The organism is Mesorhizobium sp. YC-39 (assembly GCF_025753795.1).
Lineage (GTDB): Bacteria > Pseudomonadota > Alphaproteobacteria > Rhizobiales > Rhizobiaceae > Mesorhizobium.
In genome coordinates this window covers 15940-40563 of the sequence record NZ_JAOWPS010000002.1, presented here as the reverse complement: position 1 = coordinate 40563, position 24624 = coordinate 15940, and the positions used below count along the sequence as shown (strand labels likewise).

25 protein-coding genes and 1 pseudogene are annotated in these 24624 nt (G+C 62.8%); 16 read left to right on the top strand and 10 right to left on the bottom strand.

The features are described from left to right. Positions 1–40: 40 nt before the first annotated feature. Positions 41–1246, bottom strand: a complete 1206-nt coding sequence (gene carA / locus OHD62_RS09620; RefSeq protein ID WP_263782384.1) for a glutamine-hydrolyzing carbamoyl-phosphate synthase small subunit — start codon at positions 1244–1246, stop codon at positions 41–43. Positions 1247–1500: 254 nt separating this feature from the next. On the opposite strand from carA, the gene OHD62_RS09615 reads away from it, so the two are divergent. Together OHD62_RS09615 and OHD62_RS35610 are read left to right on the top strand one after the other, a co-directional pair. Continuing rightward, positions 1501–1950 carry a GatB/YqeY domain-containing protein gene (locus OHD62_RS09615; protein WP_263782383.1) on the top strand — a complete coding sequence of 150 codons (450 nt, stop codon included), beginning with the start codon at positions 1501–1503 and terminating at the stop codon, positions 1948–1950. 113 nt (positions 1951–2063) lie between these two features. Further along, a pseudogene (locus OHD62_RS35610) lies at positions 2064–2301 on the top strand (heavy metal translocating P-type ATPase); the annotation flags it as partial. 1 nt (position 2302) lies between these two features. On the opposite strand, the gene OHD62_RS09605 reads toward OHD62_RS35610, so the two are convergent. Next, positions 2303–3484: an MFS transporter gene (locus tag OHD62_RS09605; RefSeq protein ID WP_263782382.1), complete on the bottom strand. Its 1182-nt coding sequence runs from the start codon at positions 3482–3484 to the stop codon at positions 2303–2305. A 97-nt stretch (positions 3485–3581) separates the two neighbouring features. Continuing rightward, positions 3582–5246 carry a Na/Pi cotransporter family protein gene (locus OHD62_RS09600; RefSeq protein WP_263782381.1) on the bottom strand — a complete coding sequence of 555 codons (1665 nt, stop codon included), beginning with the start codon at positions 5244–5246 and terminating at the stop codon, positions 3582–3584. 389 nt (positions 5247–5635) lie between these two features. On the opposite strand from OHD62_RS09600, the gene OHD62_RS09595 reads away from it, so the two are divergent. From OHD62_RS09595 to OHD62_RS09565, 7 genes are all read left to right on the top strand, one after another. After that, positions 5636–6004, top strand: a complete 369-nt coding sequence (locus OHD62_RS09595; RefSeq protein WP_263782380.1) for an RcnB family protein — start codon at positions 5636–5638, stop codon at positions 6002–6004. 148 nt (positions 6005–6152) lie between these two features. Next, a complete protein-coding gene (gene dnaG, locus OHD62_RS09590; protein WP_263782379.1) occupies positions 6153–8087 on the top strand; it encodes a DNA primase in 1935 nt (644 codons plus the stop codon). 418 nt (positions 8088–8505) lie between these two features. Continuing rightward, complete coding sequence (gene rpoD, locus OHD62_RS09585) at positions 8506–10533, top strand: RNA polymerase sigma factor RpoD (RefSeq protein WP_263782378.1); 2028 nt, start codon at positions 8506–8508, stop codon at positions 10531–10533. A 36-nt stretch (positions 10534–10569) separates the two neighbouring features. Further along, entirely contained in the window at positions 10570–10710 is a 141-nt protein-coding gene (locus tag OHD62_RS09580) for a hypothetical protein (protein WP_263782377.1), read from the top strand. Between the two features lie 42 nt (positions 10711–10752). Next, entirely contained in the window at positions 10753–11046 is a 294-nt protein-coding gene (locus OHD62_RS09575) for a GYD domain-containing protein (protein WP_008877544.1), read from the top strand. Positions 11047–11351: 305 nt separating this feature from the next. Then, complete coding sequence (locus OHD62_RS09570; protein WP_263782376.1) at positions 11352–11987, top strand: sulfotransferase family protein; 636 nt, start codon at positions 11352–11354, stop codon at positions 11985–11987. A 188-nt stretch (positions 11988–12175) separates the two neighbouring features. After that, positions 12176–12556: a thiol-disulfide oxidoreductase DCC family protein gene (locus tag OHD62_RS09565; protein ID WP_263782375.1), complete on the top strand. Its 381-nt coding sequence runs from the start codon at positions 12176–12178 to the stop codon at positions 12554–12556. An 11-nt stretch (positions 12557–12567) separates the two neighbouring features. On the opposite strand, the gene OHD62_RS09560 is transcribed toward OHD62_RS09565, so the two are convergent. Further along, positions 12568–12825: a DUF2798 domain-containing protein gene (locus tag OHD62_RS09560; protein ID WP_263782374.1), complete on the bottom strand. Its 258-nt coding sequence runs from the start codon at positions 12823–12825 to the stop codon at positions 12568–12570. Between the two features lie 272 nt (positions 12826–13097). Here OHD62_RS09560 and OHD62_RS09555 point away from each other — a divergent pair, with 272 nt between their 5' ends. Beyond that, positions 13098–13784: a PadR family transcriptional regulator gene (locus OHD62_RS09555; protein ID WP_263782373.1), complete on the top strand. Its 687-nt coding sequence runs from the start codon at positions 13098–13100 to the stop codon at positions 13782–13784. Positions 13785–13987: 203 nt separating this feature from the next. Next, positions 13988–14284 carry an HlyU family transcriptional regulator gene (locus OHD62_RS09550; RefSeq protein WP_263782372.1) on the top strand — a complete coding sequence of 99 codons (297 nt, stop codon included), beginning with the start codon at positions 13988–13990 and terminating at the stop codon, positions 14282–14284. Positions 14285–14291: 7 nt separating this feature from the next. Here the strand turns inward: OHD62_RS09550 and OHD62_RS09545 are convergent, their stop codons facing one another. From OHD62_RS09545 to OHD62_RS09530, 4 genes are read right to left on the bottom strand one after another with little or no spacing between them, the layout of a single operon-like run. Next, positions 14292–15224 carry a 3-keto-5-aminohexanoate cleavage protein gene (locus OHD62_RS09545; RefSeq protein ID WP_263782371.1) on the bottom strand — a complete coding sequence of 311 codons (933 nt, stop codon included), beginning with the start codon at positions 15222–15224 and terminating at the stop codon, positions 14292–14294. Between the two features lie 47 nt (positions 15225–15271). Continuing rightward, the gene (locus OHD62_RS09540) at positions 15272–16102 is read right to left on the bottom strand and encodes a carbohydrate ABC transporter permease (protein WP_263782370.1); all 831 of its coding nucleotides are present in this window, start codon (positions 16100–16102) and stop codon (positions 15272–15274) included. Positions 16103–16136: 34 nt separating this feature from the next. Further along, on the bottom strand, positions 16137–17072 hold the full coding sequence (locus OHD62_RS09535) for a carbohydrate ABC transporter permease (RefSeq protein ID WP_263782369.1): 936 nt from the start codon (positions 17070–17072) through the stop codon (positions 16137–16139). Position 17073: 1 nt separating this feature from the next. Further along, positions 17074–18324 (bottom strand): extracellular solute-binding protein, encoded by a 1251-nt coding sequence (locus OHD62_RS09530; protein WP_263782368.1) that lies wholly within the window; start codon positions 18322–18324, stop codon positions 17074–17076. Between the two features lie 142 nt (positions 18325–18466). On the opposite strand from OHD62_RS09530, the gene OHD62_RS09525 reads away from it, so the two are divergent. The 3 genes from OHD62_RS09525 (at position 18467) to OHD62_RS09515 (ending at position 21722) form a co-directional block, all read left to right on the top strand. Further along, positions 18467–19393: a BadF/BadG/BcrA/BcrD ATPase family protein gene (locus tag OHD62_RS09525; RefSeq protein WP_263782367.1), complete on the top strand. Its 927-nt coding sequence runs from the start codon at positions 18467–18469 to the stop codon at positions 19391–19393. Between the two features lie 3 nt (positions 19394–19396). After that, positions 19397–20422, top strand: a complete 1026-nt coding sequence (locus tag OHD62_RS09520) for an SIS domain-containing protein (protein ID WP_263782366.1) — start codon at positions 19397–19399, stop codon at positions 20420–20422. Between the two features lie 118 nt (positions 20423–20540). Beyond that, on the top strand, positions 20541–21722 hold the full coding sequence (locus OHD62_RS09515) for an ROK family transcriptional regulator (protein WP_263782365.1): 1182 nt from the start codon (positions 20541–20543) through the stop codon (positions 21720–21722). Positions 21723–21789: 67 nt separating this feature from the next. Here the strand turns inward: OHD62_RS09515 and OHD62_RS09510 are convergent, their stop codons facing one another. Next, entirely contained in the window at positions 21790–22431 is a 642-nt protein-coding gene (locus tag OHD62_RS09510; protein WP_263782364.1) for an FMN-dependent NADH-azoreductase, read from the bottom strand. A gap of 108 nt (positions 22432–22539) precedes the next feature. Between OHD62_RS09510 and OHD62_RS09505 the strand changes: the two genes are divergently transcribed. Beyond that, on the top strand, positions 22540–23496 hold the full coding sequence (locus OHD62_RS09505) for a LysR family transcriptional regulator (RefSeq protein WP_263782363.1): 957 nt from the start codon (positions 22540–22542) through the stop codon (positions 23494–23496). On the opposite strand, the gene OHD62_RS09500 is transcribed toward OHD62_RS09505, so the two are convergent. Continuing rightward, complete coding sequence (locus OHD62_RS09500; RefSeq protein ID WP_263782362.1) at positions 23429–24055, bottom strand: TetR/AcrR family transcriptional regulator; 627 nt, start codon at positions 24053–24055, stop codon at positions 23429–23431. The genes OHD62_RS09505 and OHD62_RS09500 overlap by 68 nt on opposite strands. A gap of 66 nt (positions 24056–24121) precedes the next feature. Here OHD62_RS09500 and OHD62_RS09495 point away from each other — a divergent pair, with 66 nt between their 5' ends. Next, positions 24122–24547, top strand: a complete 426-nt coding sequence (locus OHD62_RS09495; protein ID WP_263782361.1) for a VOC family protein — start codon at positions 24122–24124, stop codon at positions 24545–24547. Positions 24548–24624: the final 77 nt, after the last annotated feature.

Genomic DNA, 24624 nt, shown 5'->3' with positions numbered 1-24624 from the left:
AAGCTGGCTTCGGTCCTTCCACCGCCCGGCTGGTCTGCCGCTAAGCCCGCTCCGCCAACAATTCCTCGCCGCGCTTCTCGCGGATGAGGTTGACGAAGCGGCGGAACAGATAGTGCGAGTCCTGCGGGCCGGGCGAGGCTTCGGGATGATGCTGGACCGAGAAGACAGGCCTCCCGGTCAGTGCGATGCCGCAGTTCGAGCCGTCGAACAGCGAGACATGGGTTTCCTCGACGCCCTCGGGCAGCGAGTCGGCATCGACGGCGAAGCCGTGGTTCATCGAGACGATCTCGACCTTGCCTGTGGTGTGGTCCTTGACCGGATGGTTGGCGCCGTGATGGCCCTGATGCATCTTCTGGGTGCTGCCGCCCAGCGCCAGCGCCAGCATCTGGTGGCCGAGGCAGATGCCGAACACCGGGATGTCGGTCTTCAACAGATCCTGGATGACCGGCACGGCATAATCGCCGGTGGCTTCCGGATCGCCGGGACCGTTCGACAGAAAGATGCCGTCCGGCTGCATGGCGAGGATCTCCTCGGCGCCGGTCTTGGCTGGCACCACGGTGACCTTGGCGCCGAGACCGGCAAGCAGGCGCAATATGTTTCGCTTGACGCCGTAGTCGATGGCCACGACATGCATCGACGGTTCGGCCTGATCGCCAAAGCCGTCGTTCCAGACCCAGGGCGTCTCGCGCCAGACCGACGACTGCCCCGACGTGACTTCCTTGGCCAGATCGAGCCCGACCAGGCCGGACCACGCGGCGGCGCGACGCTTCAGATCGTCGAGGTCGAAGACGCCGTCGGGCGCATGCGCGATGACGGCGTTGGGCATGCCCTTTTCACGGATCAGCGCGGTCAGTGCGCGGGTATCGATGCCCGACAACGCGACGATGCCGCGCTTCTTCAGCCACTGATCGAGACCGGCTCCGGCACGGTAATTGGACGGGTTGGTGACGTCGGCCTTGAACACGGCGCCGACAGCGCCGGTGCGGGCGACCGGATTGAGGTCCTCGATGTCCTCGTCATTGGTGCCGATATTGCCGATATGCGGGAAGGTGAAGGTGACGATCTGGCCGGCATAGGAGGGGTCGGTGAGGATTTCCTGGTAGCCGGTCAGTGCGGTGTTGAAGCAGACTTCGGCGACGGCCGATCCGGTAGCGCCAAGGCCGCGGCCCTCGATGACGGTGCCGTCGGCCAGCACAAGCAAGGCGGTGGGTTTCTCGGTGGCCCAAGGGGCGGTCATCGTCGCCATGGCGGCACTCCTAAAGGCTGCGTGCGGTGCGCAGCAAACAGCGCGGCAGCGATTTCTCGAGCCTCCGCGCATCAATTCATTGTCTTATGCAAGGCCGAGTACATAAGGGAAGGCGCCAGAACGGTCAATCATACAGCCAGTGACCGGCATCGATTTATTTCGTCAAACAATATCAGTGGCTTGCCGGCCTCATCGGAATTTGCCTTGTGCTTTCGGCGAGGCTATGTTCCGCCGCGTTCGAAGGAGAAAGTATGATGCGCGCAAAAATCGCCGAATCCCTGAAGAGCGCGATGAAGGCGCAGGACAAGCACCGGCTGCCGACTCTGCGGCTGATCCAGGCCGCCATCCACGATCGCGACATCGCCAATCGCGGCGCCGGCAAGGAGCCGGCCAGCGACGAGGAGATCCTGCAGATCCTGGCCAAGATGGTGAAGCAGCGCGAGGAATCGGCCAAGGCCTTCGAAGACGGCAAGCGGCCAGAACTCGCCGCGCAGGAGCGCGGCGAGATGGAAATCATCCGCGGCTTCCTGCCGACGCAACTGGACGACGCCGCCATCACGGCCGCCGCCCGCGAGGCGATCGCCGCGACCGGTGCGACCAGCCAGAAGGACATGGGCAAGGTGATCGCCGCGCTGAAGCAGAAATATGCCGGCCAGATGGATTTCGGCAAGGCCAGCGGCATCGTCAAAGGTCTGCTGCAGTAGGGGGCCTGCTGCAGCAGGGTTCTTTGCGCCGCCCCTCGTGGGTAGGGCAGCGGAGCATGACTCATGGTCGAAATCGTCAAACCGGCGCTTGATCGCCGACGGTCCTGCCGTCCATAGTCGGGGGATTGCAGCGGCAAGGGCTGAAGGCCGCGAAGGTCGGCGACGGCATCAACGATGCGCCGGCCGTCGCCGACATCGGCATTGCCATGGGTGGAGGTACGGATGTGGCGTCGGAGACGGCCGACGCGGCGATCCGGCATCGCCGGGCTGTGGCCGGCGATCCTAGCCGATACCGGCGCTACCGTGCTGGTGACCGCCAACGCCATGCGCCTGCTGCGCTGGCACGGGTAGCCTATTCGGCCGCGGCCGACAGCGGCGGGGCGGCGTTGCTGCGCCATTCCGAAATATGCGAGGCGAGCGCGACCGCCACCGCGACCAGCATGGCGATTGCGCCGACCACCGGCAGGCTGCGATAGCCGTAGCCGGCATTGAGCATGGCGGCCCCCAAGGATGCGGCCAGCGCGATGCCGACATTGAAGCCGGACGGGATCAGCGAGGAGGCAAGGTTGGAGGCGTCCGCGGTCCAGGTCAGGATACGGGTCTGGATCGGCGTGCCGATGGCGAAGCTGAGGCCACCCCAGATGACGATCGAGACGATCATCGGCACGGGATAGGGGCTGACGGCGTAGATGATGGCAAGCGTGGCCGCCTGCAGGAAAAGCATGGTGATCAGCGATGGCATCAGCTTCCAGTCGGCAAGCTTGCCGCCGAGGAAGACGCCAATCGTGGCGCCGACGCCGTTGAACAGCAGCACCCAGGGGACCAGACTCTCGTCGAGACCGGTGACTTCAAGCAATGTCGGCGTGATGTAGGTGAACAGTGTGAACTGGCCGATCATCAACATCAGCATCAGAATGAGCGAGGTCCAGACCTGCTGGCGGGCCAGAACGCGCACCTCGCGGGCCAGGCCTGCCGGCCGGTTCGATGCGCCTGCCGTGCGCGGCAAAAGCGCCAGCATGGCCAAGGTCGCCACCACGCCGAGGGCGCCCATGACCCAGAAGGTGGCTCGCCAGCCCCAGAGAGTGCCGATCGCGGTGCCGGCCGGCACGCCGATGACGTTGGAGACGGTAAGGCCGGACAGGATGACCGCCACGGCCATGCCGCGCCTGTCCTCGGGAACGAGGCCGACCGCAACCACCATGGCGACACCGAAATAGGCGCCATGCGCCACGGCCACGGCAATGCGCAAAAGCAGCATGGATGAAAAGTCGGGCGCCAGCGCGCAGGCGGCCTGGCCGATGGTGAAAGCGATGGCGAGAGCGAGCAGCAGGGCCTTGCGTGAAATGCTGTTGGTGGCAAGGGCCAATAGGGGGCCGCCGATGGCTATGCCGCCGGCATAGCCGGAGACGAGATAGCCGGCAGTCGGAACCGAAACGCCAAGGCCTTGCGCCACTTGCGGCAGCACGCCGGCAATGACGAACTCGGTGGTGCCGAAGGCGAAGGCGGCAAAGAACAGGGCAAAGAGGGGCAGCATGACGCGGAAAAGCGATCCTGAAATGAGTTGACCTCAAATCACGGATAAGAGCCGCGGGCAATGCAGAAATTGTCGAGGCCGCTTTAGGTTTTCTTGATCAGCCCGCCTTCAGCCGCGAGCCGCCAAGCAGGCCGCGTTCTTCCAGCACGGGATAGGCCATCGAGGCGAGCAGCGAGTTGATCTGCTTCAAGTCGCGGATCGTGTCGAGGTGGATCGAGCTGGTCTCGACGCTCTTGGCGCTGCCGTCGCGCAGCCGCACAAAATGGCTGGCGCTGGTCTCCTTCTCGCGGTCGCGCAGCCGGTCCTTTTCCAGCACGAGTTGGCGGGCGGTTTCGGCGTCGCGCGACACCAGCACGTTGAAAGCGAGCCGCGCATTGGCGAGCACCGAGGCATGGAAGGCGGAGAGCTCGCGCCAGCCTTCGGGCGTGAATTCCAGCCCGCGCTCGAGCTTTTTCCTGACATGCACCAGCATGTTGCGCACGATGATGTCGCCGACCTGTTCGAGCTTGACGCAGGCGCCGATCAACTCCTGGCAGCGCAACGCTTCGTCCTCGGAGAGCGGGTTCTTGGTAACCTTGGCGAGATAGAGCTTTATCGCCGCGTGTTTTTTGTCGACGCGATCGTCGAGCGCGGCCAGCGCCTTGATCTTGCCGGCGTCGGCGCTCTCGTAAAGCTCGATGATGCGTTTCAGCATGATCTCGACCGTCTCGCAAACCCGCACCACCTCGCGGGTGGCATTGGCCAGTGCCTGGCTCGGCGTGTCGAGGGCGCTGTCGTTGAGCGCCGACAGCTCGATGATTTCGAGCCCTTCGGCCGGCGCCGACTTGGTGCCCAGCGCGACGATCTTCTCCGAGGCGCGGTAGATGAGACCGGCCAGCGGCAGGCCGGCGAGCAGGATCAGGACATTGAACAGGATGTGGCCGTTGACAATCTGGTCGGGCACGGTGGCGCCGAGAAAGGCGACCGGCGGCTTGAGCGACAGGAACAGGATGAGCATGACCAGTGAGCCCATGCCGCGCATCAAGAGATTGCCGATCGGCACGACGCGCACACCCGGTTCCGCATTGCGGGTGAGCAGCGGCGCGATGATCGACGAGCCGAGATTGACGCCCAGCACCAGCACGATGCCGAGTTCGGGCGGGATGAAGCCACGGCCGGCAAGGGTGACCATCAGCAGAACCGCGGCGATCGAGGAATGGAACAGCCAGGTGACCAGTGCGGCCAGCAGATAGGCGGTGACAGGGTCGCCGGAGAAGTAGTTGACGATGACCGGCATCAGCGTGCTCTGGCGCAACGGCTCCGACGCCTGGCCGATCATCTCCAGCGACAGGACAAGCAGGCCGATGCCGACCAGGATGCGGCCGAACTGGCGCCAGTCGCGCCGCTCGGTGGCCATGAACATGATGGTGCCTGCGACAAGGCAGATCGGCACCAGCAGCGTGAGATCAAAGGTGAGCAGCTTGACCACCAGCGCCGAGCCGATCTCGGCGCCGCGCACGGCAAGCTGGCCCGACATGCCGCTGACGATGCCGGCGCCTGCGAAAGAGCCGACCAGCAAGGTGACAGCGGTGGAGCTTTGCAACGCGATCGACAGGCCGCAGCCGGCCAGGACCGCCATAAAGGGATTGCGCATGGTGGCGCGCAGCCTGTGGCGCAGTACATCGCCATAGGCGCGCTCGACGCCGGTCTTCACCATGCGGGTGGCAAACAGCATCAGCGCCACCGCGCCGGCAAGATGCAAGAGGACGACGGAGCCGCTCATGCCGGCCTCGGCAATCCGACGGGCACCAACGGCACGGGCATCGTGATGGCAAACGGGCGGACGAGGGTTCGAATCATGGACATTGCAAAGGCCGAGATTACTCTGATTACGATTAGCCGGGTAATAATTTTTGCCCGATTTGGGCGGCGGCCGGCGCGCGACAGGGCGTGTCGGAAATGAATGGATGACAAAATGGTTGCATCGCCTGCCGCCTTGCGCAGCCCGCTCGGTCGAGTGCGGGCGGCAGGTTTCGGATCCGGGTTGATAAGAGTGTTGAATTAGGTGTTGTAAACATAGGAAATCATTACAAAAACGTAATCTGCCTATTCAGTTTCGGTTCATTTTTCGGGCGCTACTCCTTGGGCATCGACAACCCAGGAGTACTCATCATGAAACGCATAATTCTTTCCACAGTCGCCCTCTCGATGCTGGCCGCCACGTCCCTGACGGGCCAGGCAGCGCCGCTCAATGCGCCGAATGCTTCGCAGTCGAACTACAGCCAGGTCGACTGGAAGAAGCCCGGCAAGCACGTCGATGTCAGGAAGCGGGTCGTGAAGAAGAAGGTCGTCGTGAAGCGGAGCCATTGGCGCAACGGCCAGAAATATTCCAGCTGGAAGCGCCATCAGCCGATCCGCGACTATGGTCGCTATGGCCTGCATCGTCCGGGCCGCGGCCAGGAATGGATCCGCGTCGGTAACGACTACGTGCTGGTCGGCGTCCTCTCCGGCATCATCTTCGGCGCCATCGCCGTACAGTAACAGGCTGGCATCTTGCTGGAATGATGAAGCAAGGCGGCCTGCAACGGTCGCCTTGCTTTTTTGCCCTGTGAAAAACGGGTATGGCCGGCAATAGGGGTCGTCGGGCTTCGCCGGTATGATTATATGGAGGGGAAACGAGCCGTTCCCCATGCGCTTTCCGCCCGCCTTCCTTGACGAGATACGCGACCGCGTGCCGATTTCATCGGTTATCGGCCAGCGCGTCGCGTGGGACAGGAAGAAGACCAACGCGCCGCGCGGCGATTATTGGGCGTGCTGTCCCTTCCATGGCGAGAAGAGCCCGTCCTTCCATTGCGAGGACAAGAAGGGCCGCTATCACTGCTTCGGCTGCTCGGTTTCGGGCGATCATTTCAAGTTCCTGACCGAGCTCGACGGGATGAGCTTTCCCGAAGCGGTCGAGAAGATCGCCGACATGGCAGGTGTGCCGATGCCGGTGCGCGATGCCCAGGAGGAACGGCGCGAGAAGGAACGCGCCAGCCTGACCGATGTCATGGAAATGGCGACCGCCTTCTTCCAGGAGCGCCTGCAAGGGCCGGAGGGCGCAAAGGCCCGTGCCTATCTGCGAGAGCGCGGGCTGACGCCGGCGACGCAGCAGTCGTTTCGCCTCGGCTATGCGCCGGATAGCCGCAATGCGCTGAAGGAGCATCTTGCCGCCAAGGGCGTTCCCAAGGCCGATATCGAGGCCTGCGGGTTGGTACGCCATGGCGACGACATTCCGGTCTCCTACGACTGGTTCCGCGACCGCATCATGTTTCCGATCCCCGATTCCAGGGGCAAGATCATCGCCTTTGGCGGGCGGGCGCTGGCGCCGGATGCGCTGGCCAAATACATGAATTCGCCCGACACCGAACTGTTCCACAAGGGCAATGTGCTCTACAATTTCGCTCGCGCGCGCAAAGCGCTCGCCAAAGGCGGCACGGTGATCGCCGTCGAAGGCTATATGGATGTCATCGCGCTGGCGCAGGCCGGTTTCGAGAATGTCGTTGCGCCGCTAGGCACCGCGCTCACCGAAAACCAGCTCGAGCTGTTGTGGCGCATGGCGCCCGAGCCTGTGCTGTGCTTCGATGGTGACAAGGCCGGGCTGAAGGCGGCATGGCGGGGCGCGGATATGGCGCTGCCGTCGGTGCAGGCCGGCCGCTCGGCGCGCTTTGCGCTGCTGCCGGAAGGTAAGGATCCCGACGATCTGGTCAAGGCCGAAGGGCCGGATGCATTCCGTGCCGTACTGGCCGACGCGCGGCCACTGGTCGACCTGTTGTGGATGCGCGAGACGGCGGGCGGCGTATTCGATACGCCGGAACGGCGGGCGGAGCTTGAGAAGACGCTGCGCGAACTGACCAGCCGCATCCGCGACGAAAGCCTGCGCTATCACTATCAACAGGAGATGCGCGAGCGGGTGCTGAGCTTCTTCGGCGCACAGCGCGGCTCCCGGCAAGGCCGCCATGAAGGGCGATCAGGCCAAGGCAAGGCAGCTGCGCCGGGCGGACAGTTCGCCAAGGGCGGTGGCGGCCGCATGGCGATTACTGAAAGCCTCGGCCAGTCGGCGCTGGTCAGGCGCGGTGCGGAGGGCATGTCGGTGCGCGAGGCGACGATCATCGTGGCGCTGGTCAACCACCCGGCGCTGATCGACGAGAATTTCGCGCATGTCGAATTTCTCGATCTGGCCAACACCGAGCTGAGGCGGCTGCACGCGGCAATCCTCGATGCGATGGCGCATGACATGGCCGACGACCGCAATGCGGTCATCGCGACAATCGAGCGGGCCGGCTGCGGCGATATCTGGGAACGCGCGGTGGCGCTAATCAAACGCGCGCGGCAATGGCCGGCGCTGGAAAGCGCGGGACTTGACGATGCTCGGGATGCCTTCAACCAGGCGCTGCACTTGCAGCGCAGCGCGCGCACCTTACATAGAGAGCTGAAACAGGCGCAGGCAGCGCTCGATCAGGATCCCTCGGACGAAAACTTCCGGCATCTGCTCGAGATTCAGGCGCAATTCAACGATGTACAAGCAACGGAAGCGCTGATCGAAGGGTTCGGCGTGTCCTCGGGCAGGGCTGGACGCGCATAGGTAAAACCTGCGCAAGGAATGAAGTGGAAATGGGCGGCGCGTCGAATCGACGCCTCTAAGTCGGGTAATTGATTCGCTTTTTTCATGCGAATCATGCGAGAGGCGCTTGACCTTCTTGCAGAATGGCGGAATCAGGACGATTCGAAACGTTAACCCGTGCCCGGCGTCGACGGGAAATGAGCGATGTTAGGTACTGGTCACTGGACAGGCCGCCGGCCTGCCACAGATATCAGGGTTAATCTGGACTTAATGCATGAGGCCCAAAAGTGGAAACCGGTTTTGGGGTACAGCATGCATAAAAACAAAGACTTGATGCGGTTACTGGCCCGGTGAAGTGCGTTTGAAGCGAGCGCATACGATTTGACCGGCCCGGCAGCTTACGCGGCTTAGATACTCAGCCGCTTGGAGACGATAAAGAATGGCGACAAAGGAAAAGGAAGAGGTCGAGACCGAACGTGAAGGCGCCACCGATGGCCCTCTGCTCGACCTTTCCGATGATGCTGTCAAGAAGATGATCAAGGCCGCCAAGAAGCGCGGCTACGTCACTATGGACGAACTGAATTCGGTGCTGCCCTCGGAGGAAGTCACTTCCGAGCAGATCGAGGACACGATGGCCATGCTCTCCGACATGGGCATCAACGTGGTCGAGGACGACGAGCAGGGCGAGGAGCCCGAAGCCGCTGATGCGGCTGCCGACGCCGAGGAAGACGCCAACGAACTGGCCGAGCAGACCGGCACCGCGGTTGCCGCGACCACCACCAAGAAAGAGCCGACCGACCGCACCGACGATCCGGTTCGCATGTATCTGCGCGAGATGGGCTCGGTCGAGCTTTTGTCGCGCGAGGGCGAAATCGCGATTGCCAAGCGCATCGAGGCCGGCCGTGAGACGATGATCGCGGGCCTGTGCGAAAGCCCGCTGACCTTCCAGGCCATCATCATCTGGCGCGACGAGCTCAACGAATCCAAGATCCTTTTGCGCGAGATCATCGATCTCGAGGCGACCTATGCCGGCCCCGAAGCCAAGCAGGCGCCGGTGGTCGAGCGTATCGAGGAAGCTCCCAAGGTCGAGGAGAAGCCACGCCGTGCCTCACGCGAGGACGAAGACGACATCACCAATGTCGGCGGCGACACGCGCGGCCTGACTGACGACGACGAGGAAGACGAGGACGAGGCCAGCCTGTCGCTGGCGGCGATGGAAGCCGAGCTGCGTCCGCAGGTGATGGAGACGCTCGACGTCATCGCCGACACCTACAAGAAGTTGCGCAAGCTGCAGGACCAGCAGGTCGAGAACCGGCTGGCCGCCGCAGGCACGCTGTCGCCCAGCCAGGATCGCCGGCTGAAGGAGCTGAAGGACCAGCTCATCAAGGCGGTCAAGTCGCTGTCCTTGAACACGGCGCGCATCGAGGCGCTGGTCGAGCAGCTCTACGACATCAACAAGCGCCTGGTGCAGAACGAGGGCAAGCTGCTCAGGCTCGCCGAAAGCTACGGCGTGCGTCGCGAGGAGTTCCTGAAGGAATATCAGGGCTCGGAGCTCGACCCGAACTGGACGCGCTCGATCGGCAACCTGACCTCGCGCGGCTGGAAGGAATTCACCAAGAACGAGAAGGATGCGATCCGCGACCTGCGCGCCGAAATCCAGAACCTCGCCACCGAAACGGCGATCTCGATCCTGGAATTCCGCAAGATCGTCAACCAGGTGCAGAAGGGCGAGCGCGAAGCAGCCATCGCCAAGAAGGAGATGGTGGAGGCAAATCTGCGCCTCGTCATTTCCATCGCCAAGAAATACACCAATCGCGGCCTGCAGTTCCTCGACCTGATCCAGGAAGGCAATATCGGCCTGATGAAGGCGGTCGACAAATTCGAATACCGCCGCGGCTACAAATTCTCGACCTACGCGACCTGGTGGATCCGGCAGGCGATCACCCGCTCGATCGCCGACCAGGCGCGCACCATCCGTATCCCGGTGCACATGATCGAGACGATCAACAAGATCGTGCGCACCTCGCGCCAGATGCTGCATGAGATCGGCCGCGAGCCGACGCCGGAGGAACTGGCGGAAAAGCTCGCCATGCCGCTGGAAAAAGTGCGCAAGGTGCTGAAGATCGCCAAGGAGCCGATCTCGCTCGAAACGCCGGTCGGCGACGAGGAGGATTCGCATCTCGGCGATTTCATCGAGGACAAGATGGCGATCCTGCCGATCGACGCGGCGATCCAGGCCAATCTGCGCGAGACGACGACACGCGTGCTGGCCTCGCTGACGCCGCGCGAGGAGCGCGTGCTCAGAATGCGCTTCGGCATCGGCATGAACACCGACCACACGCTGGAGGAAGTCGGCCAGCAGTTCTCGGTCACCCGCGAGCGTATCCGCCAGATCGAAGCCAAGGCGCTGCGCAAGCTCAAGCACCCGAGCCGCTCGCGCAAGCTCAGGAGCTTCCTCGATAGCTGAGGCCGGCAACGAATATGAGCACTTCAAAGGGCGCCGATGGCGCCCTTTTTCATGGCGCAGCGACGTTTGCTGGACGATGCGGTTGTGCTTGCGGCGCGCCTGCCATGGGAGGATAATCACGCGTCGGATGCATTTCTGGGCGACAACCCGGATGCCCGCCCCGGCAAGTCGCCGTGAACGGCCGCTGCCGTGCTCCGTGGCCCCGGAGGGAGGTGTGCCATGACGACTTACATCGTGCTGATCAACTGGACGGAACAGGGCGCCAAGAATGTGCGCGACTCGCCAAAGCGGCTCGATGCCGCCAAGAAGCTCCTGGGAGACATGGGCGGCACGTTCAAGGCGTTCTATCTGACCATGGGCGAGTGCGACATGGTGGCGGTGGTCGAGGCGCCGGACGACGCGGTGCTCGCCCGTTTCGCGCTGATCCTGGCGGCGGGCGGCAACGTGAAGACGCGGACGCTCAAGGCTTTCCCGGAATTTGCCTATCGCGAGATCATCGCTTCGCTCGGATGAGGTGCCGCAAAGCGCGTCGCGTTTGAACGGAATCAGGCGACGCGCTTTACGTTTTGTTTTTTGTGCATGTCGTTATCGCAAAACCGCTGCGCATCCACGGGGTCAAGCCCGAGGACATGCTTTTGCGCGACATGCATTGGAAACTCAAGCACCTGAGCCGGCCAGTCCGGCGCAGCGAAAATCGATGCCAATCTTCGCAGCGCTGACCGTCGGTTCGTAAGGGATGACGCACAAGGAGATTTTTTCCGGCAATTGAGGATCGGGCGCTGCTTGACGGCTCCATATCAGCCGTTAATGAGTGGAAAATGCTCCTCTCACTCGAGAAGAACTTCATTTTCATCCACATCCCGAAGACGGCCGGGACCTCGATCACGCTTGCGCTCAGACCATGGTGCCTGAAGCCGAAGCGGACTCAGTGGCGGCGCCTCTTGTCGCACCTGCCGGTTCGCGAGACGCCGGAAAAGGCCGTGCTCAGACAGCACGACAAAGCGGACTGGGTGCGGCGCAAGCTGCCCGATCCGCTCTATAACGGCGCCTACAAGTTCGCCGTGGTGCGCAATCCCTTCGATCTGGCCGTCTCCAACTATCATCATTTGCGCAGAAGCACGACACGCCACCAGCGTCACCGGGCCCAGAACTGGGACTTCAAGACGTTCCTGCGCTATCTCGAACGCAAGAACCGCTTTGCACGTGTGGATCAGACGAGCTGGATTTCGGACCGGCGTGGAAACCTGATCGTCGACGAGGTCTTGCGTTTCGAAACGCTGGCCGACGAGTTCAACATGGTGGTGGACAGGCTCGACCTGCCTGGCGAAACAAAGCTTCCCCTGACGAACGCCAGCACGCCTTTCGACTACCGCGCGCATTATGATGACGAAGCCAGAAGCATCGTCCGACGGCTCTATTCCAGGGATATCGAGCGTTTCGGCTACGCATTCTGATTTCTCGCCCGCTACCAGTGCAGTCGCGCGACCTGTTGCGGGGCACCGGCGTTTCCCGGATAGTCCCGGGTGGTTTGCGTCGCGTTTGAACGGATTCATGCGACGCGCTTTAAGTTCTTGTTTTTATGCATGTCGTTATCGCAAAACCGCTGCGCACTTTTGCGCGACATGCATTAGGTCGTTTTGATATGCCGAAGCCTCTGCTGACCGTCTGGTACAACACCCGCTGTCCGGTCTGCGATGCCGGCATTAGCAGGCAGAAGCGGCGGCTGAACGAAACGGTCAAGGCCGGCCGCATCGCGTTTCGCGACATCAATGCCGAACCCGCCGCACTGGCCGGCTACGGCGTGTCGCTTGAGGACATCCGCCGCCGGCTGCATGCAACCGACGCCGACGGCAGACTGCTGGTCGGCGCCGATGTCGCTATTGCCGTCTGGAAGGCCACGCCGGGCGAGGGCTGGCTGGCAACGCTGTTCGGCAATCCTGTCGTGCTGCCGCTGACGCGCTTTGGCTATGATCGCTTCGCCGATCTCCTCTACGGCTGGAACCGGCGCAAGGGGCGCTGGTAGAGCCCCTCCGGCTACGGGACCGCAGACTCGCACAGCCAGCCGATGATGCGGCGCACCACCGGCAGCACCAGCAGCAGCGTCGGAAACGCTACCAGCCAGGACAGGCCCCAGGCGGCCAGCCAGATGGCTGGCAGGGCAGGGTGGAGACCGAGGCTTTTCAGCGTCGAGATGAACGAGACGATGAAGGTCATCAGCAGCGACAGCACCAGCGGGCTGAGAACAGCGGCGTAGCGCGCAGGCAGCTTCCTGCGCTTGCGGGTCATGATCATGTGGGATTTTCCCTGAAGTATCCGGTCCGTCGCATTGGCATCCGCTCGCCGGGTTTCTCGGCTGAACTGCCCGGAAAGACCGGGATGGATGCGTTGCTTGACGTCAGACGCTTACGGAGCGGTCTTCGACCCTCGCTCGTCCCTTAGCTGGACTTGTCGATGATATCAATGCCGCTGGCGTCGTTTTCAGATACATCGTAAGATATATCTTGACTTGGCTGAGGCTGCTCCCTAATTAAGATATATCGTAAGACATAACTTAGGAGAAAACGATGCACAGAAATGACAATTTCGGGCATCATCATTTCGACGCGCATCCCTTGCGCGCCTTCATGCATATGGCCGGCAGGTTCGGCGGCCGTGGTGGCGGCTTCGGCCCGTTCGGCCATGGCATGCGCGGTGGCGGACGCGGTGGGCCAGGCGACATGTTCCGCGCCGGGCGCATGCTGGCCGACGGCGATCTCAAGCTGATCACCCTGTCGCTGCTGGCCGAGACGCCACGCCACGGCTATGACATTATCAAGGCGCTGGAGGAGCGCACCAGCGGCGTCTACAGCCCAAGTCCTGGCGTGGTCTATCCGACGCTGACCTTCCTGGAAGAGGCCGGCTACGCCGTCTCATCGGCAGAAGGCAACAAGAAGGTGTTTTCGATCACCGAGGCCGGGCAGGCCCATCTCAATGAAAACCGCGAGATGATCGACAACGTGCTCGACCATCTCGAGCGCTTCGGCCGCAAGATGGCGAAGGCGCGCGACTGGTTCGGCTGGAACGACGACGGCGAGGACGGCGGGCGGCGCGGCCGCGGCCGTTCGGAAAGGCGCGACGAATTCCGCGCCGTACGCCACCGCCTGCGCGCGGCGCTCAGCGACATCGTCGACGCATCTGAAGAGAAACAGGCCCAGGCGATGAGCATCCTGGAAGACACCGCTGAAGCGCTCGAGGCGCTATCGCGCCGCTGACGGCCAGCCGCATCGGCCCGAAAATCGGAATCGATTTTCGGAAGCACGATGCGCGGATACAAAGTGTTAGAGCGTACTTTGTGCGTCCAAGTGGACGCACGTCGCTCTAATGCGGGCCTTGCTCGTCCAGCTGAGGAACGGTAGTGAAAATCACCCTGCGCCGCGCTATGTGGTGCAGGGTGATTGCCGTTGGAGGATACCCTATGTCTTTTCTGAAACGTCTTTTCGGCGGCGGTGGTGGCAGTGATGCTGGCGAACCGAAAAGTGCGGCGCCGGCGAAGCAGATCGAGCACAAGGGATTCCTGATCAGCGCCACGCCCTACAAGGCGGAAGGCCAGTACCAGACCTGCGGCGTGGTTTCGAAAGAGATCGACGGCGTGCTGAAGGAACACAGATTCATCCGCGCCGACCGCTTTGCCGGGCTGGACGACGCCGTCGATATCTCGATCAAGAAGGGCATCCAGTTGGTCGACGAGCAGGGCGAGAAGATTTTCGGGTAGTTCCCGTTCAGAAAGCGACCTTGTCGCCGCCTTTGAGCTGCAGGATTTGGCGCGCCTCGTCAGGCGTGGCGACCGAGGCGCCGAGCCCCTCGATGATCTGGCGAACTTTCCTCACCTGATCGGCGTTGGATTTTGCCAACTGGCCCTTGCCGATCCACAGCGAGTCCTCGAGCCCGACACGGACATTGCCGCCGAGCGCAATGGCCTGTGTGGCGATGGGGAGTTGATTGCGGCCGGCGCCAAGGACAGACCAGTGATAGTCTTTGCCGAACAGCCGGTCAGCCGTGCGTTTCATATGCGCTACGTCTTCCGGGTGGGCGCCGATGCCACCCAATATGCCAAAGACGCTCTGCACGAAGAAAGGCGCCTTCACCAGGCCGCGCTCGACGAAATGGGCGAGCGTATAGAGATGGCCGATGTCGTAGCATTCGATCTCGAAGCGAGTGCCGTTTTGCGCGCAGGTCCGCAGGATATGCTCGATATCGCCGAAAGTGTTGCGGAAGATGCGGTCGCGCGAGCCTTCGAGATAGGGCCGCTCCCAGTCGTGCTGGAATGTCTTGAACCGCTCCAGTATCGGATAGAGGCCGAAATTCATCGACCCCATGTTCAGCGAGGCGACTTCCGGGGCGAAGGTCGCGGCCGGCTTGACCCGTTCCTCGACGGTCATGGTCGCGGCGCCGCCGGTGGTGATGTTGACCACGCAATCGGAGCGCTGTTTGATCACCTGCAGAAAAGGCGCGAACGCTTCCGTCGACTGGTCGGGCCGACCATCGACGGGATTGCGCGCATGAAGATGGACGATGGCCGCGCCGGATTCGGCCGCCTCGATCGCGGCTTGCGCGATTTCCTGCGCGGTCACCGGCAGATGAGGCGACATTGACGGCGTATGGATCGATCCCGTTACCGCACAGGTGATGATGATCTTGTTCTGGTTGGCCACGTCTCGAATTCCTTGCCCTGTTTGACGGCGCTCTATTTGACCGCGCCCTATTTGACTGCACCTTGGGTGATACCCGATATGAACTGCTTCGACAGCACGACATAAAGCAGGGTTATCGGCAGCGCCGCCAGTGTCAGCCCGGTAAACAGGACGCCCCAGTCGGTGGTGAACTCGCCGACGAAGACCGTCAGCCCCTGCGGCAGTGTCTTCAAATTGTCGGAGGTGATCAGCACCAGCGGGAAGAAGAAATCGTTCCAGATAGGAACCGCGTTCTGGATCGCCACGATCACCAGGGCCGGCCGCGCCAGCGGCAGCATGATCGAGCGCATGATGCGCAATTCGCTGGCGCCGTCCATCCGCGCCGATTCCTCGAGTTCGCGCGGCAAGGTGCGCAGGAACCCGGTCATGATGAAGACGGCCGATGGAATGCCCATCGCGACATAGACCAGCACGAGGCCGAGATAGCTGTCGACCAGTCCGAGCGAATCCAGCTGAATGAACAGTGGAATGATCGCCAGCTTCAGCGGCACGGTCATGCCGCTGAGGAAGAACATCAGCACCAGCGCGCTCAGCCTGAAGCGGTAGCGGGCGAGCGCGTAGGCGGCCATGGTGCTGAACAGCAGGATCAGCGCCACCGCAGCCGTGGTGATGCCGACGGAATTGGCCAGATAGCGAACGAAATTGGTCTCGTTCCAGACCCGTTCGGCATTGGCCAGTGAGAAGCTGGCCGGCAAGGCGAAAGGGGAGGAGAAGATCTCCGCATTCGTCTTGAACGACGAGATCACCATCACGAACAGCGGATAGACCATGATGACGGCATTGAGCGCCAGCAGGAGCTGAATGGCGCCGTTCTTGAACAGCTCGCCGCGCTCCTTCATGGCACAGCCCTGGCTGCGGCACTCGCGGCTTGGTTCACAGCTCGATCTCGCGGCGGCGCAGATAGCGAAGCGCGATTGCCGTCACGCCGGCGACTATGATGAACATCATGACCGCGAGCGCGCTGCCTTGCCCGAAATCCTGGATGCCGGTCGTCGTGCTGCCGAAAGCGGTGCGGTAGAAATAGAGGCCGAGCACATCGGTCGCACCGCCCGGAGAGCCGGTCAGGCCAGCCATGACGTAAGGAATCTCGAACCAGTTGAAGCTGCCGATGAAGGTCAGGATGGTGACGATGGTGACACTGGGCGCGATCAGCGGCCAGACGATCTTCGTCATCAGCACATAGTCGCCGGCGCCGTCGAGGCGCGCCGCCTCGATCACGTCCTTGCTGATCCGCTGCATGCCGGCCAGCAGCACCAGCGTCGGGAAGCCAAGCCAGTGCCAGATGTTGGCGAAGAGGATGCTGCCCAAGGCGGTCGATTCATTGCCCAGCCACGGTATGGCGCCAATGCCGACCAGCGCCAGCGCCTGGTTCACCAGACCAAACAGCGGGTGCAGGAACAGCTTCCAGAGAAAGCCGACAATGACCGCCGAGAGAACGACCGGAAGAAAGACGATGACCTGATGCACGCGATGCCCGGGCAACGCCTTCAGAAGCGCGAAAGCGATTAGGAAGGCGGTCCCGTTCTCGAAGACCATCAAGGCGAGGAAGGCGATGATGTTGTGCTTGAGGGCGTTATAGGTCCAGTCGCTGAACGGCTTCTCGAACAGGACCTGGCGGAAATTCTCCAGCCCGATGAAGCCGGAGGGCCGTAATCCGTTGAACTCATAGAAAGCAAAACGGAAGGCCGACAGCAACGGCCAGAGCACGAACAGCATCATCACCACGAGCGCCGGCGCCAGCAGGAAGGCGATCCAGAGCGACCGGCGCCACGGGAAAGGTCTTGTCGTGCGGCGCCGGCCTGATGTCATCCTACTTGCCCTGGAACGGGGTGTACCACTTGGCCAAGCCGTCAGTGAGATCGGCCGCCAGCTGCTCCGGCGTGATGCTGCCGGACATCATCTTGGTGATGTCGCCCTGCAGCAATTCCGAGCCGGTCGGCTTCTGGAAGCGGAAATACACCACATTGATATGGGGCATCGCCGTTTCGTTCAACTTGGCGACATGCGCCAGCAGCTCATCCTTGATGACGACGCCCTTGATCGGCGAGATGTTGCCGAGCAGGGCGGAGAACTTGTCGCCGAACTCCTTGGTGCCCATCCAGTTGACCAGCTTGAGCGCGGCTTCCTTGTTCGGCGATTTGGCGTTCACCGCATAGCCGCCGTCGAAGAACTTGGTCACTTGCGGCACGTCGCCGGCCTTTGCCATCGGCGGCGCGATGAAATCCATGTTGATGGCCGGATTCTGCGACCGGTAGGTGGCAATATCGAAGCTGCCGCCGGCCAGCATTGCCGCCTTGCCGCTGATGAACAGCTGGCCCGCGGTCGTGTAATCCACGCCTTCGAAGCCATCGGGCATGTAATCGCGCAGTTCCAGCAGCTTGCCGAGGGCGGCGACGTAGCGCGGATCCTTGAACGTGGTCTTGCCGGTCGTCAGATCGGTGACGAAGTCCTGGCCGAGGAAGGGGTTGGTGAAGATGGCGACGAACATCTCGTTGAACCAGCTCGTGCCCATTCCGTTGGCGAGGGGATAGATGTCCTTTTCCTTCAGCGCCTTGCTGACGGTGATGAATTCATCCCAGGTCGCCGGCGGGGTCAGGCCGGCCTTGGCGAAGACGTCCTTGTTGATGAACAGGCCGAGCGTCTGCGACGCGAAGGGCAGGGAATAGACCTTCTTGTCGGCCCGATAAGTGCCCGAGATCAAGGCATCGGCCGGCTGGTTGGCGAGCGAAGGCACGGTCTTTTCGTCCTGCGGCTCGAAATAGCCGGCCTTCACGAACTGCTCGAGCCAGCCATAGGCATGGGTGTGGATCACGTCGCCGCCCTTGCCGGCGGCCAGCGCCGTCGAGACGATGGTCGGGTAGTTCTCGTCTGGGAAGGATTCAAACTTCACATGGATGTCCGGATTGAGCTTGGTGAAGTCGGTAAAGAGCTCGTTGTAGGCCGCCTTGTCCTCCTGGCGCCATGTCCAGAATGAAATATCGGTGGCGCGCGCGGCGCTGGCTGCGAGACCCCACGCGAAAGACGCGGCCAGAAACGTCAGACCAATCCTTCTCCTGCTCATTTCCCAATCTCCCTGTGCGCCGAATGCGCTTTCACGTCGATTATCAAATCATAGTTCTTGCCGTCTGGGAAGATAGTTTGTAAAGTTTCCTAACTAAAACGATTTGTGAGCGAAGCGCCTGTTTCGTTCGGCTCGACGGTGGATGTTGGTGACCCAGAAAATCATTGCAGGCGTGGATATCGGCGGCACCAAGACTCGGGTGATGGCGTGCCGCGATGACCGGACGATCGTCGACGAGGTGCTGGTGACGGAGACCTGGCGCATCCGGCAAATGGAAGCGGACGCCGAGAGGCTTGCCTCAATCGTCGCCGACCTTTGTGAAGGCGTCGCGCCTGCCGCTCTGGCAGTCGGCGCCCATGGCTGCGACACGGACGAACAATGCCGGCACTTCCAGACGCTGCTTTCGGCCAGGACCGGCGGAAGAGTGCAAGTGGTGAATGATGCGGAGCTGATGGTTCCCGCCGCCGGTTATGTCGACGGCATCGGTGTCGTCGCCGGAACGGGATCGATCGCGGTGGCACGGACGGAAGAGGGCAAGATGCTGGCCGCCGGAGGCTGGGGATGGATCCTCGGCGACGAGGGCAGTGCGGCGGCACTAGTGCGCGAGGCGGCCAAGGCGATACGCGGCGCGCTTGACCGCGGCTTGCATGGCGATCCGCTGATCGCCGCGCTGATGCGCGAGCTCGCTACGGACGACCAGACGAAGCTCGGCATTCTGCTCAACGAGACACGCGGCGCGGCGGTATGGGGCCGCTATGCCAATGCTGTTTTCGATGCCGCGGTCGCCGGATCGCCGCTGGCGATCCGCGTTATCGCCGAGGGTGGTGCGGCACTTGCCGCGCTCGTCGAAGTGCTCATCGAACGCGGCGCGAATGCCTCGCTGGTCGTGGCCGGCGGCGGTGTGATCGCTGAGCAGCCGATGCTGATGGAGGCGTTCATGGAAGCAATGGCTGGGGTATCGCCGGCAAGCCGGGTCGTGCTGCTGCGTGAACCGCCGGTGATCGGCGCCGTCGCGCTCGCCAGGCGCCTTTTCGCTGATCAATACCCGTCTTCCCGAATTGGAGCATGAACGATGAAGCGTATTGGCTACAAGGCAGCGGTGGCGCGCCAGGTTGAGAGTCTGGATACAGGAATACAGGCGGTGGCTACTGCCCTCGATGCCCTGGATATCTCTACTTATACCGGCAAGACAATAGGGCTTGCCGGCATCGGCGCCAGCTATCAGGCGGCACTCGCCGGCGCGGCCTATCTGCGCGCATTCGGCAGAAAGGCATTCGCCTACACGCCGACCGATCTCTATGGCAGGACGAATGCGGCCACCGATGCCTTCATTGCGCTGTCGGCCTCCGGGCAGAGTCGCGAGATCGCCGATGTCATGCAGGAGGCCGCCGCTTATCCCCGCCTCGCCATCTGCCGCGGCGCCGACAATCCGCTGGCCGCCATCACCGGCGCGGTGATTGCGATGGCGTCGGGCGCCGACAACGGTGCCAGCTCGACCGGCTACACCGGGACATTGCTGGCGCTCGGCATGCTGATCGAGCGGATTGCTGGCAGCACGCCGGCCTTCAACTGGGCGCTTCTGCCATCGACGGTGGACACCGTGCTGGCCAACTCTGGTGGTTCTGCTGGACAGGCTGCGCGCCTGATGGAAGGTCGAACCTCGATCGATATCGTGGGTGCAGGCATCGGTTTTGCGAATGCCGGCGAGGCGGCGATGCTGATCCGCGAGGCGGTGCGCATTCCCGCCTCTGGCTGGGACACGCTGAATTATCTGCACGGGCCGATGGAATCGCAGGATGCGAGCACCGGCCTTGTCGTCTTCGGCGAGGGCCGCGAAGTGCGGATCGCCCTGGATGTCGCCGCCTTCGGCTGCCCGTCGGTTTTGATCACACGCAGGACGGATATTCCGTCGACCGACAAGCTTGCCGTAATCTCCATCCCGGCGCTGGGCAACGACATGGCGGACGGCATTCTGACCATCATCGCGCTTCAGCTCATCGTCGGAGACATGCAGGATGCCGCCGGCCTCACCGACATAACCTTCCGCTATCGGCAGACCGACACCAAGCTGAAGCCGTGGTCGCCGACGGAGCTCTAGCCATTCTCGACTGCGTTCGCAGAAATTGCCAAACCGCCTCACAATGGGCGCTCGTGGTTTGATTCGTCACAGGGGCTTTCGCTCGCAACGGCATTTCAGGGTGGGTTGAATACCGCATATGGCTGCACCGGAAATTCCCAGCCTGACTGAAAGCGCCCGCGCTGTCTTGCGTTTGCTCGCTTCGCACGGACCGGTCACGCGGCCCAAGCTCGGCGCCATGCTCGACCTGTCGAAGCCGACCATGTCGGCGGCCGTTTCTGAACTCAGCGCACTTGGCCTAGTCGCCTCGCGCGGGGTCGAGCGCGGCGCCATCGGGCGCACCGCCACGATCTATGGCGTCGGCCCCGGAGCTGGATGCGTAATTGGTATCGATGTCGGCGCGGCGCAGGTCCGCGCCGTCGCCTATTCGATGGATGCCCAGCCGCTGGCGGCATTGGAAGAGATGATCCCGGACAATGGAACGACAGATCCAGACGATGTTGGCGCCCTCATCCTGTCGGTGGCGAGATCGATCCTGGCAAAGGTCGGCAAGAGCTTTCGCGTCTTGCGCAGCATTGCGGTCGCTGTGCCGCGCATTGTGTCCGCCAGCCGCCTTGGCGCCGACCAGGTGAACGGCCCGGACGCCGTTCTTCGAGGCCTTCGCCGCCATTTCCAGGTGCCGATCATCCTGGAAAACAACGTCAATTGCGCAGCCATCGGCGAAATGCATTTCGGCGCCGCGCAGGGCCACCAGACCTTTGCCTTCCTGCAAGTCGGCGTGCGGGTCGGTCTTGGCTTCATGAGCGAAGGCCGGCTATTTCGGGGAGCGGGCGGGGCGGCGGGGGAAGTTGGCCGAATGCCGTTTCCCTGGTCGGTCAGCGAGACGCCCACTCGCGAAGGGCTGGAGCATTATCTCGGCTCCAAGGCGCTTATTACCCGTTGCCGGCAAGGCTGGCCGGCCGATCATGGCGAGCCGCCCGGTTCGGCCAGGGAGCTGTTCGAGCGAGCCACGGCCGGCTCGCCACCGGCCATTGACATGGTGGCGCGCCACGCCGCCGACATCGGCCGGCTGGCGGCCGGGTGCATAGGCGTGCTCGACCCGGGCCTGATCGTGCTTGGTGGCGGTGTCGGCCGGAATGCACTGATGACCGCGGAGGTCGAGCGCGTCGCCGGCGACCTTGCCTGGCCGACACGGATCGCGGTCAGTTCACTGGAGGATGGCGGAACGGCACTTGGCGCCATGAAACTCGCGCTGGACTACAGCCTCGGACTGCTCCTGCGTGAGGATCGCCATCCGGCTGTGGTGTTGCCGCCGTTATAGGGTGGACGGAAAAGGGAGGCGCCAAGGCGCCTGCCTTTTTTCAATTCGGTGACTGATGGCTGGCGCTCTATGCCGCCGCAGCGGCCTGCCCGCCTGCGCTCGCAGCCACCACGGCATTGACCTTCGCGGTCGCCTTGGCCAGCGCGGCTTCGACTGCATCAGGCCCCATGCCGACGCCTTCAATGCGGATGACGTCGACGTCGGTCATGCCGATGAAGCCAAGGACGCTGCGCAGATACGGGATGGCGTGGTCCAACTGCACGGCCGCGCCTTCCGAATAGATGCCGCCCGAGGCGAGCACGATATAGACCTTCTTGCCGGTGACGAGGCCCTTGGGGCCATTCTCGCCATAGGAGAAGGTCTTGCCGGAACGGGCGACGTGATCGACCCAGGATTTCAGCGTCGACGAGATGCCGAAATTGATGAAGCCGGTGGCCAGGATGATGGTGTCGGCCGCAAACAGCTCGTCCAGCACGGCGTCGGATACGCCGACGACTTCCGCCTGGCGCGGGGTGCGGGATTCGGCCGGCGTATAGATGCCGGTCGAATAGTCGGCATCGATATGCGGCAGCGGGTTGGCGACCAGGTCGCGCACGACAAGCGTGTTCGACGGGTCGGCGGCAAGCAGCTTTTCGGCGAACTCGGTGGCGATACGGGTCGAGTGCGAGGCGGCGCCACGCGGGCTCGATGTGACAAGAAGAATGGACATGTCGGGTTTCTCCAGAAGTGTGAATTGTCCCGCCACATATGGGGCTTCCGATCCATTCGAAAAACTGGTATATTCTATATACAATCCATCCATAAAGTAGATACTATCATGCAACCCAATCCGACGCTCGACCAGTTGCAGATCCTGGTGACGGTTGCCGACACCGGCAGTTTCTCGGCTGCTGGACGCAAGCTCAACCGCGCCCAGTCCGTCATCAGTTACGGCATCGCCAATTTGGAGGCGCAGCTTGGGCTCAAACTGTTCGAGCGTGAGGGCACGCGCGAACCGCAATTGACCGATATCGGACGGGCGATGCTTGAAGATGCGCGGCGCATGGTCGGCGTGCTGCAGCGCATCCGCTCGCGCGTCGACAGTCATCACCAGGGGCTGGAGGCCGAAGTCGCGCTGTCGGTCGATGCGGCGCTGCCCTCGTCGGTGCTAGTGCGGGTGCTGAAGGCGTTCGAGGCGCAGTTTCCGACAGTGATGCTGCGCCTGCATATCGGCACGCTCGGCCTCATTCCAGATCATGTCCTCAGCGGGCAGGCCGATCTCGGTATCGGCGGGATGCTGGGCGAGGTTGACATCCACCTCGTGCGCATCGGCTTCATGTCGATCGTGCTGGCTGCCGCACCCAGCCACCCGCTGGCGCTGCTGCCGAAACCGGTGGCGATCGAGGATGCACGCGAACACACGCAGCTTGTCGTCACCGATCAGTCCGAACGCACCAAGGGACGCGACTTTGGTGTTTTTGCCTATCGCACCTGGCGGCTGACGGATGTGCGCACCAAGCATACGCTGATGCGGGAGGGGCTGGGTTGGGGCGGGCTGCCGCGCTGGCTGATCGCCGACGACCTGGCAAGCGGCCGGCTGGTGGAGATCGACCTCGAGCTTTTCAGGGAGGTGCGCTCGCCGCTGTTTGCCATGCATCGCAATGACAGCAGCCCGAAGCCGGCGGCGGCCTGGCTGATCGACCAGTTCAAGCGCCAGCTCGGCTGTTTCAACGAGATGGAGCCGGACCTGTGGACCGACGAGGAGCCGGAGACAGCCCGTCGATCAGTGCCATGAGCACGGCGCGATAGTCCTCGGCCGAAGCTCCGGCCTCGACCGCAAGAGCAGCGCGATCGAAGGCGGCCGCAAGCAGTGCGGTCAGCGCTTCCACCGGGAATCTGGTCATCGACTGCTCGCGCATCGCCGCGACGAGGCCTTCGCGCAGGGTGCGGTTGCCATGGCGGTTGTCGATCTCGTCCATGGCAGTGCGGCCGAGCACGGCCGGCCCGTCGAGCAGCAAGAGCCGCGTGCGGCCGGGCGCGCGCATGGCGGCGAGGTAGGCATCCGAGCCGGCAATCAGCGCGTCGCGGGCAAACAGCGAGGGCGGCGAGGCGCGTTCGATCTCTTCCGCCACAGCCGCCGCCTCCTGCTCGACCACGGCGGCAAACAGCGCCTGCTTGTCGGCAAAATGGTGGTAGAGCGCGCCGCGCGTGACGCCGGCCGCGGCGACGATCTCTGGTGTGCCGGTCTCGGAATAGGATTTTTCGGTGAACAGTTTGCGCGCCGCCGCGATCAAGTCGGCGCGCGTCGCTTCGGTGCGATCACGGTTAGAGCGGCGCGCGGATTCCTGTTGCATACATACAGCCTGTATGTTAACCACATTTACATGCAGACTGTATGTTATCTAGCGGGAGAAGGAAAGATGAAGACGACGAGCTATTACCCAGTGCTGATGACGGGCGACGTGGCAGGTACAAAATCATTCTATATCAATCACTTCCGCTTCAAGCCATTGTTCGAGAGCGACTGGTATGTGCATCTGCAGTCGGTCGAGGATCGCCGGGTCAATCTCGGCATTGTCCATGGCGATCATGAAACGATCCCTGAGGAGGGGCGCGGCCGCACGTCGGGGCTGCTGATCAATTTCGAGGTCAAGGATCCGGACGCGGTCTATGAGCGGATCCTTGCCGCCGGCCTGCCGATCCTGTGCAGCCTGCGCGACGAACCCTTCGGCCAGCGCCATTTCATCACCAAAGACCCTAATGGCGTGCTGATCGACGTCATCAAGCCGATCCCGTTGAGCCCGGAATTTCAGGCGCAGTTTGTTGAGGGGACGGCGGGAGCCTGAACGATGGCGCTGGCAGGAACTGTCGGCAGAGGTGAGGCGACAGGTGCGGTCGCGTGACCGGGCGGGCATTCGCGGTC

Coding starts and splice junctions, on each gene's coding strand:
- OHD62_RS09500 (WP_263782362.1), bottom strand. CDS start 24,055: ATGCAACAGGAATCCGCGCGCCGCTCTAACCGTGATCGCACCGAAGCG.
- OHD62_RS09615 (WP_263782383.1), top strand. CDS start 1,501: ATGCGCGCAAAAATCGCCGAATCCCTGAAGAGCGCGATGAAGGCGCAG.
- OHD62_RS09495 (WP_263782361.1), top strand. CDS start 24,122: ATGAAGACGACGAGCTATTACCCAGTGCTGATGACGGGCGACGTGGCA.
- OHD62_RS09570 (WP_263782376.1), top strand. CDS start 11,352: ATGCTCCTCTCACTCGAGAAGAACTTCATTTTCATCCACATCCCGAAG.
- OHD62_RS09580 (WP_263782377.1), top strand. CDS start 10,570: ATGGCGCCCTTTTTCATGGCGCAGCGACGTTTGCTGGACGATGCGGTT.
- carA (WP_263782384.1), bottom strand. CDS start 1,246: ATGGCGACGATGACCGCCCCTTGGGCCACCGAGAAACCCACCGCCTTG.
- OHD62_RS09555 (WP_263782373.1), top strand. CDS start 13,098: ATGCACAGAAATGACAATTTCGGGCATCATCATTTCGACGCGCATCCC.
- OHD62_RS09575 (WP_008877544.1), top strand. CDS start 10,753: ATGACGACTTACATCGTGCTGATCAACTGGACGGAACAGGGCGCCAAG.
- OHD62_RS09515 (WP_263782365.1), top strand. CDS start 20,541: ATGGCTGCACCGGAAATTCCCAGCCTGACTGAAAGCGCCCGCGCTGTC.
- OHD62_RS09550 (WP_263782372.1), top strand. CDS start 13,988: ATGTCTTTTCTGAAACGTCTTTTCGGCGGCGGTGGTGGCAGTGATGCT.
- OHD62_RS09510 (WP_263782364.1), bottom strand. CDS start 22,431: ATGTCCATTCTTCTTGTCACATCGAGCCCGCGTGGCGCCGCCTCGCAC.
- rpoD (WP_263782378.1), top strand. CDS start 8,506: ATGGCGACAAAGGAAAAGGAAGAGGTCGAGACCGAACGTGAAGGCGCC.
- OHD62_RS09540 (WP_263782370.1), bottom strand. CDS start 16,102: ATGAAGGAGCGCGGCGAGCTGTTCAAGAACGGCGCCATTCAGCTCCTG.
- OHD62_RS09505 (WP_263782363.1), top strand. CDS start 22,540: ATGCAACCCAATCCGACGCTCGACCAGTTGCAGATCCTGGTGACGGTT.
- OHD62_RS09560 (WP_263782374.1), bottom strand. CDS start 12,825: ATGATCATGACCCGCAAGCGCAGGAAGCTGCCTGCGCGCTACGCCGCT.
- OHD62_RS09520 (WP_263782366.1), top strand. CDS start 19,397: ATGAAGCGTATTGGCTACAAGGCAGCGGTGGCGCGCCAGGTTGAGAGT.
- OHD62_RS09605 (WP_263782382.1), bottom strand. CDS start 3,484: ATGCTGCCCCTCTTTGCCCTGTTCTTTGCCGCCTTCGCCTTCGGCACC.
- OHD62_RS09525 (WP_263782367.1), top strand. CDS start 18,467: ATGTTGGTGACCCAGAAAATCATTGCAGGCGTGGATATCGGCGGCACC.
- OHD62_RS09535 (WP_263782369.1), bottom strand. CDS start 17,072: ATGACATCAGGCCGGCGCCGCACGACAAGACCTTTCCCGTGGCGCCGG.
- OHD62_RS09565 (WP_263782375.1), top strand. CDS start 12,176: ATGCCGAAGCCTCTGCTGACCGTCTGGTACAACACCCGCTGTCCGGTC.
- OHD62_RS09530 (WP_263782368.1), bottom strand. CDS start 18,324: ATGAGCAGGAGAAGGATTGGTCTGACGTTTCTGGCCGCGTCTTTCGCG.
- OHD62_RS09600 (WP_263782381.1), bottom strand. CDS start 5,246: ATGAGCGGCTCCGTCGTCCTCTTGCATCTTGCCGGCGCGGTGGCGCTG.
- dnaG (WP_263782379.1), top strand. CDS start 6,153: ATGCGCTTTCCGCCCGCCTTCCTTGACGAGATACGCGACCGCGTGCCG.
- OHD62_RS09595 (WP_263782380.1), top strand. CDS start 5,636: ATGAAACGCATAATTCTTTCCACAGTCGCCCTCTCGATGCTGGCCGCC.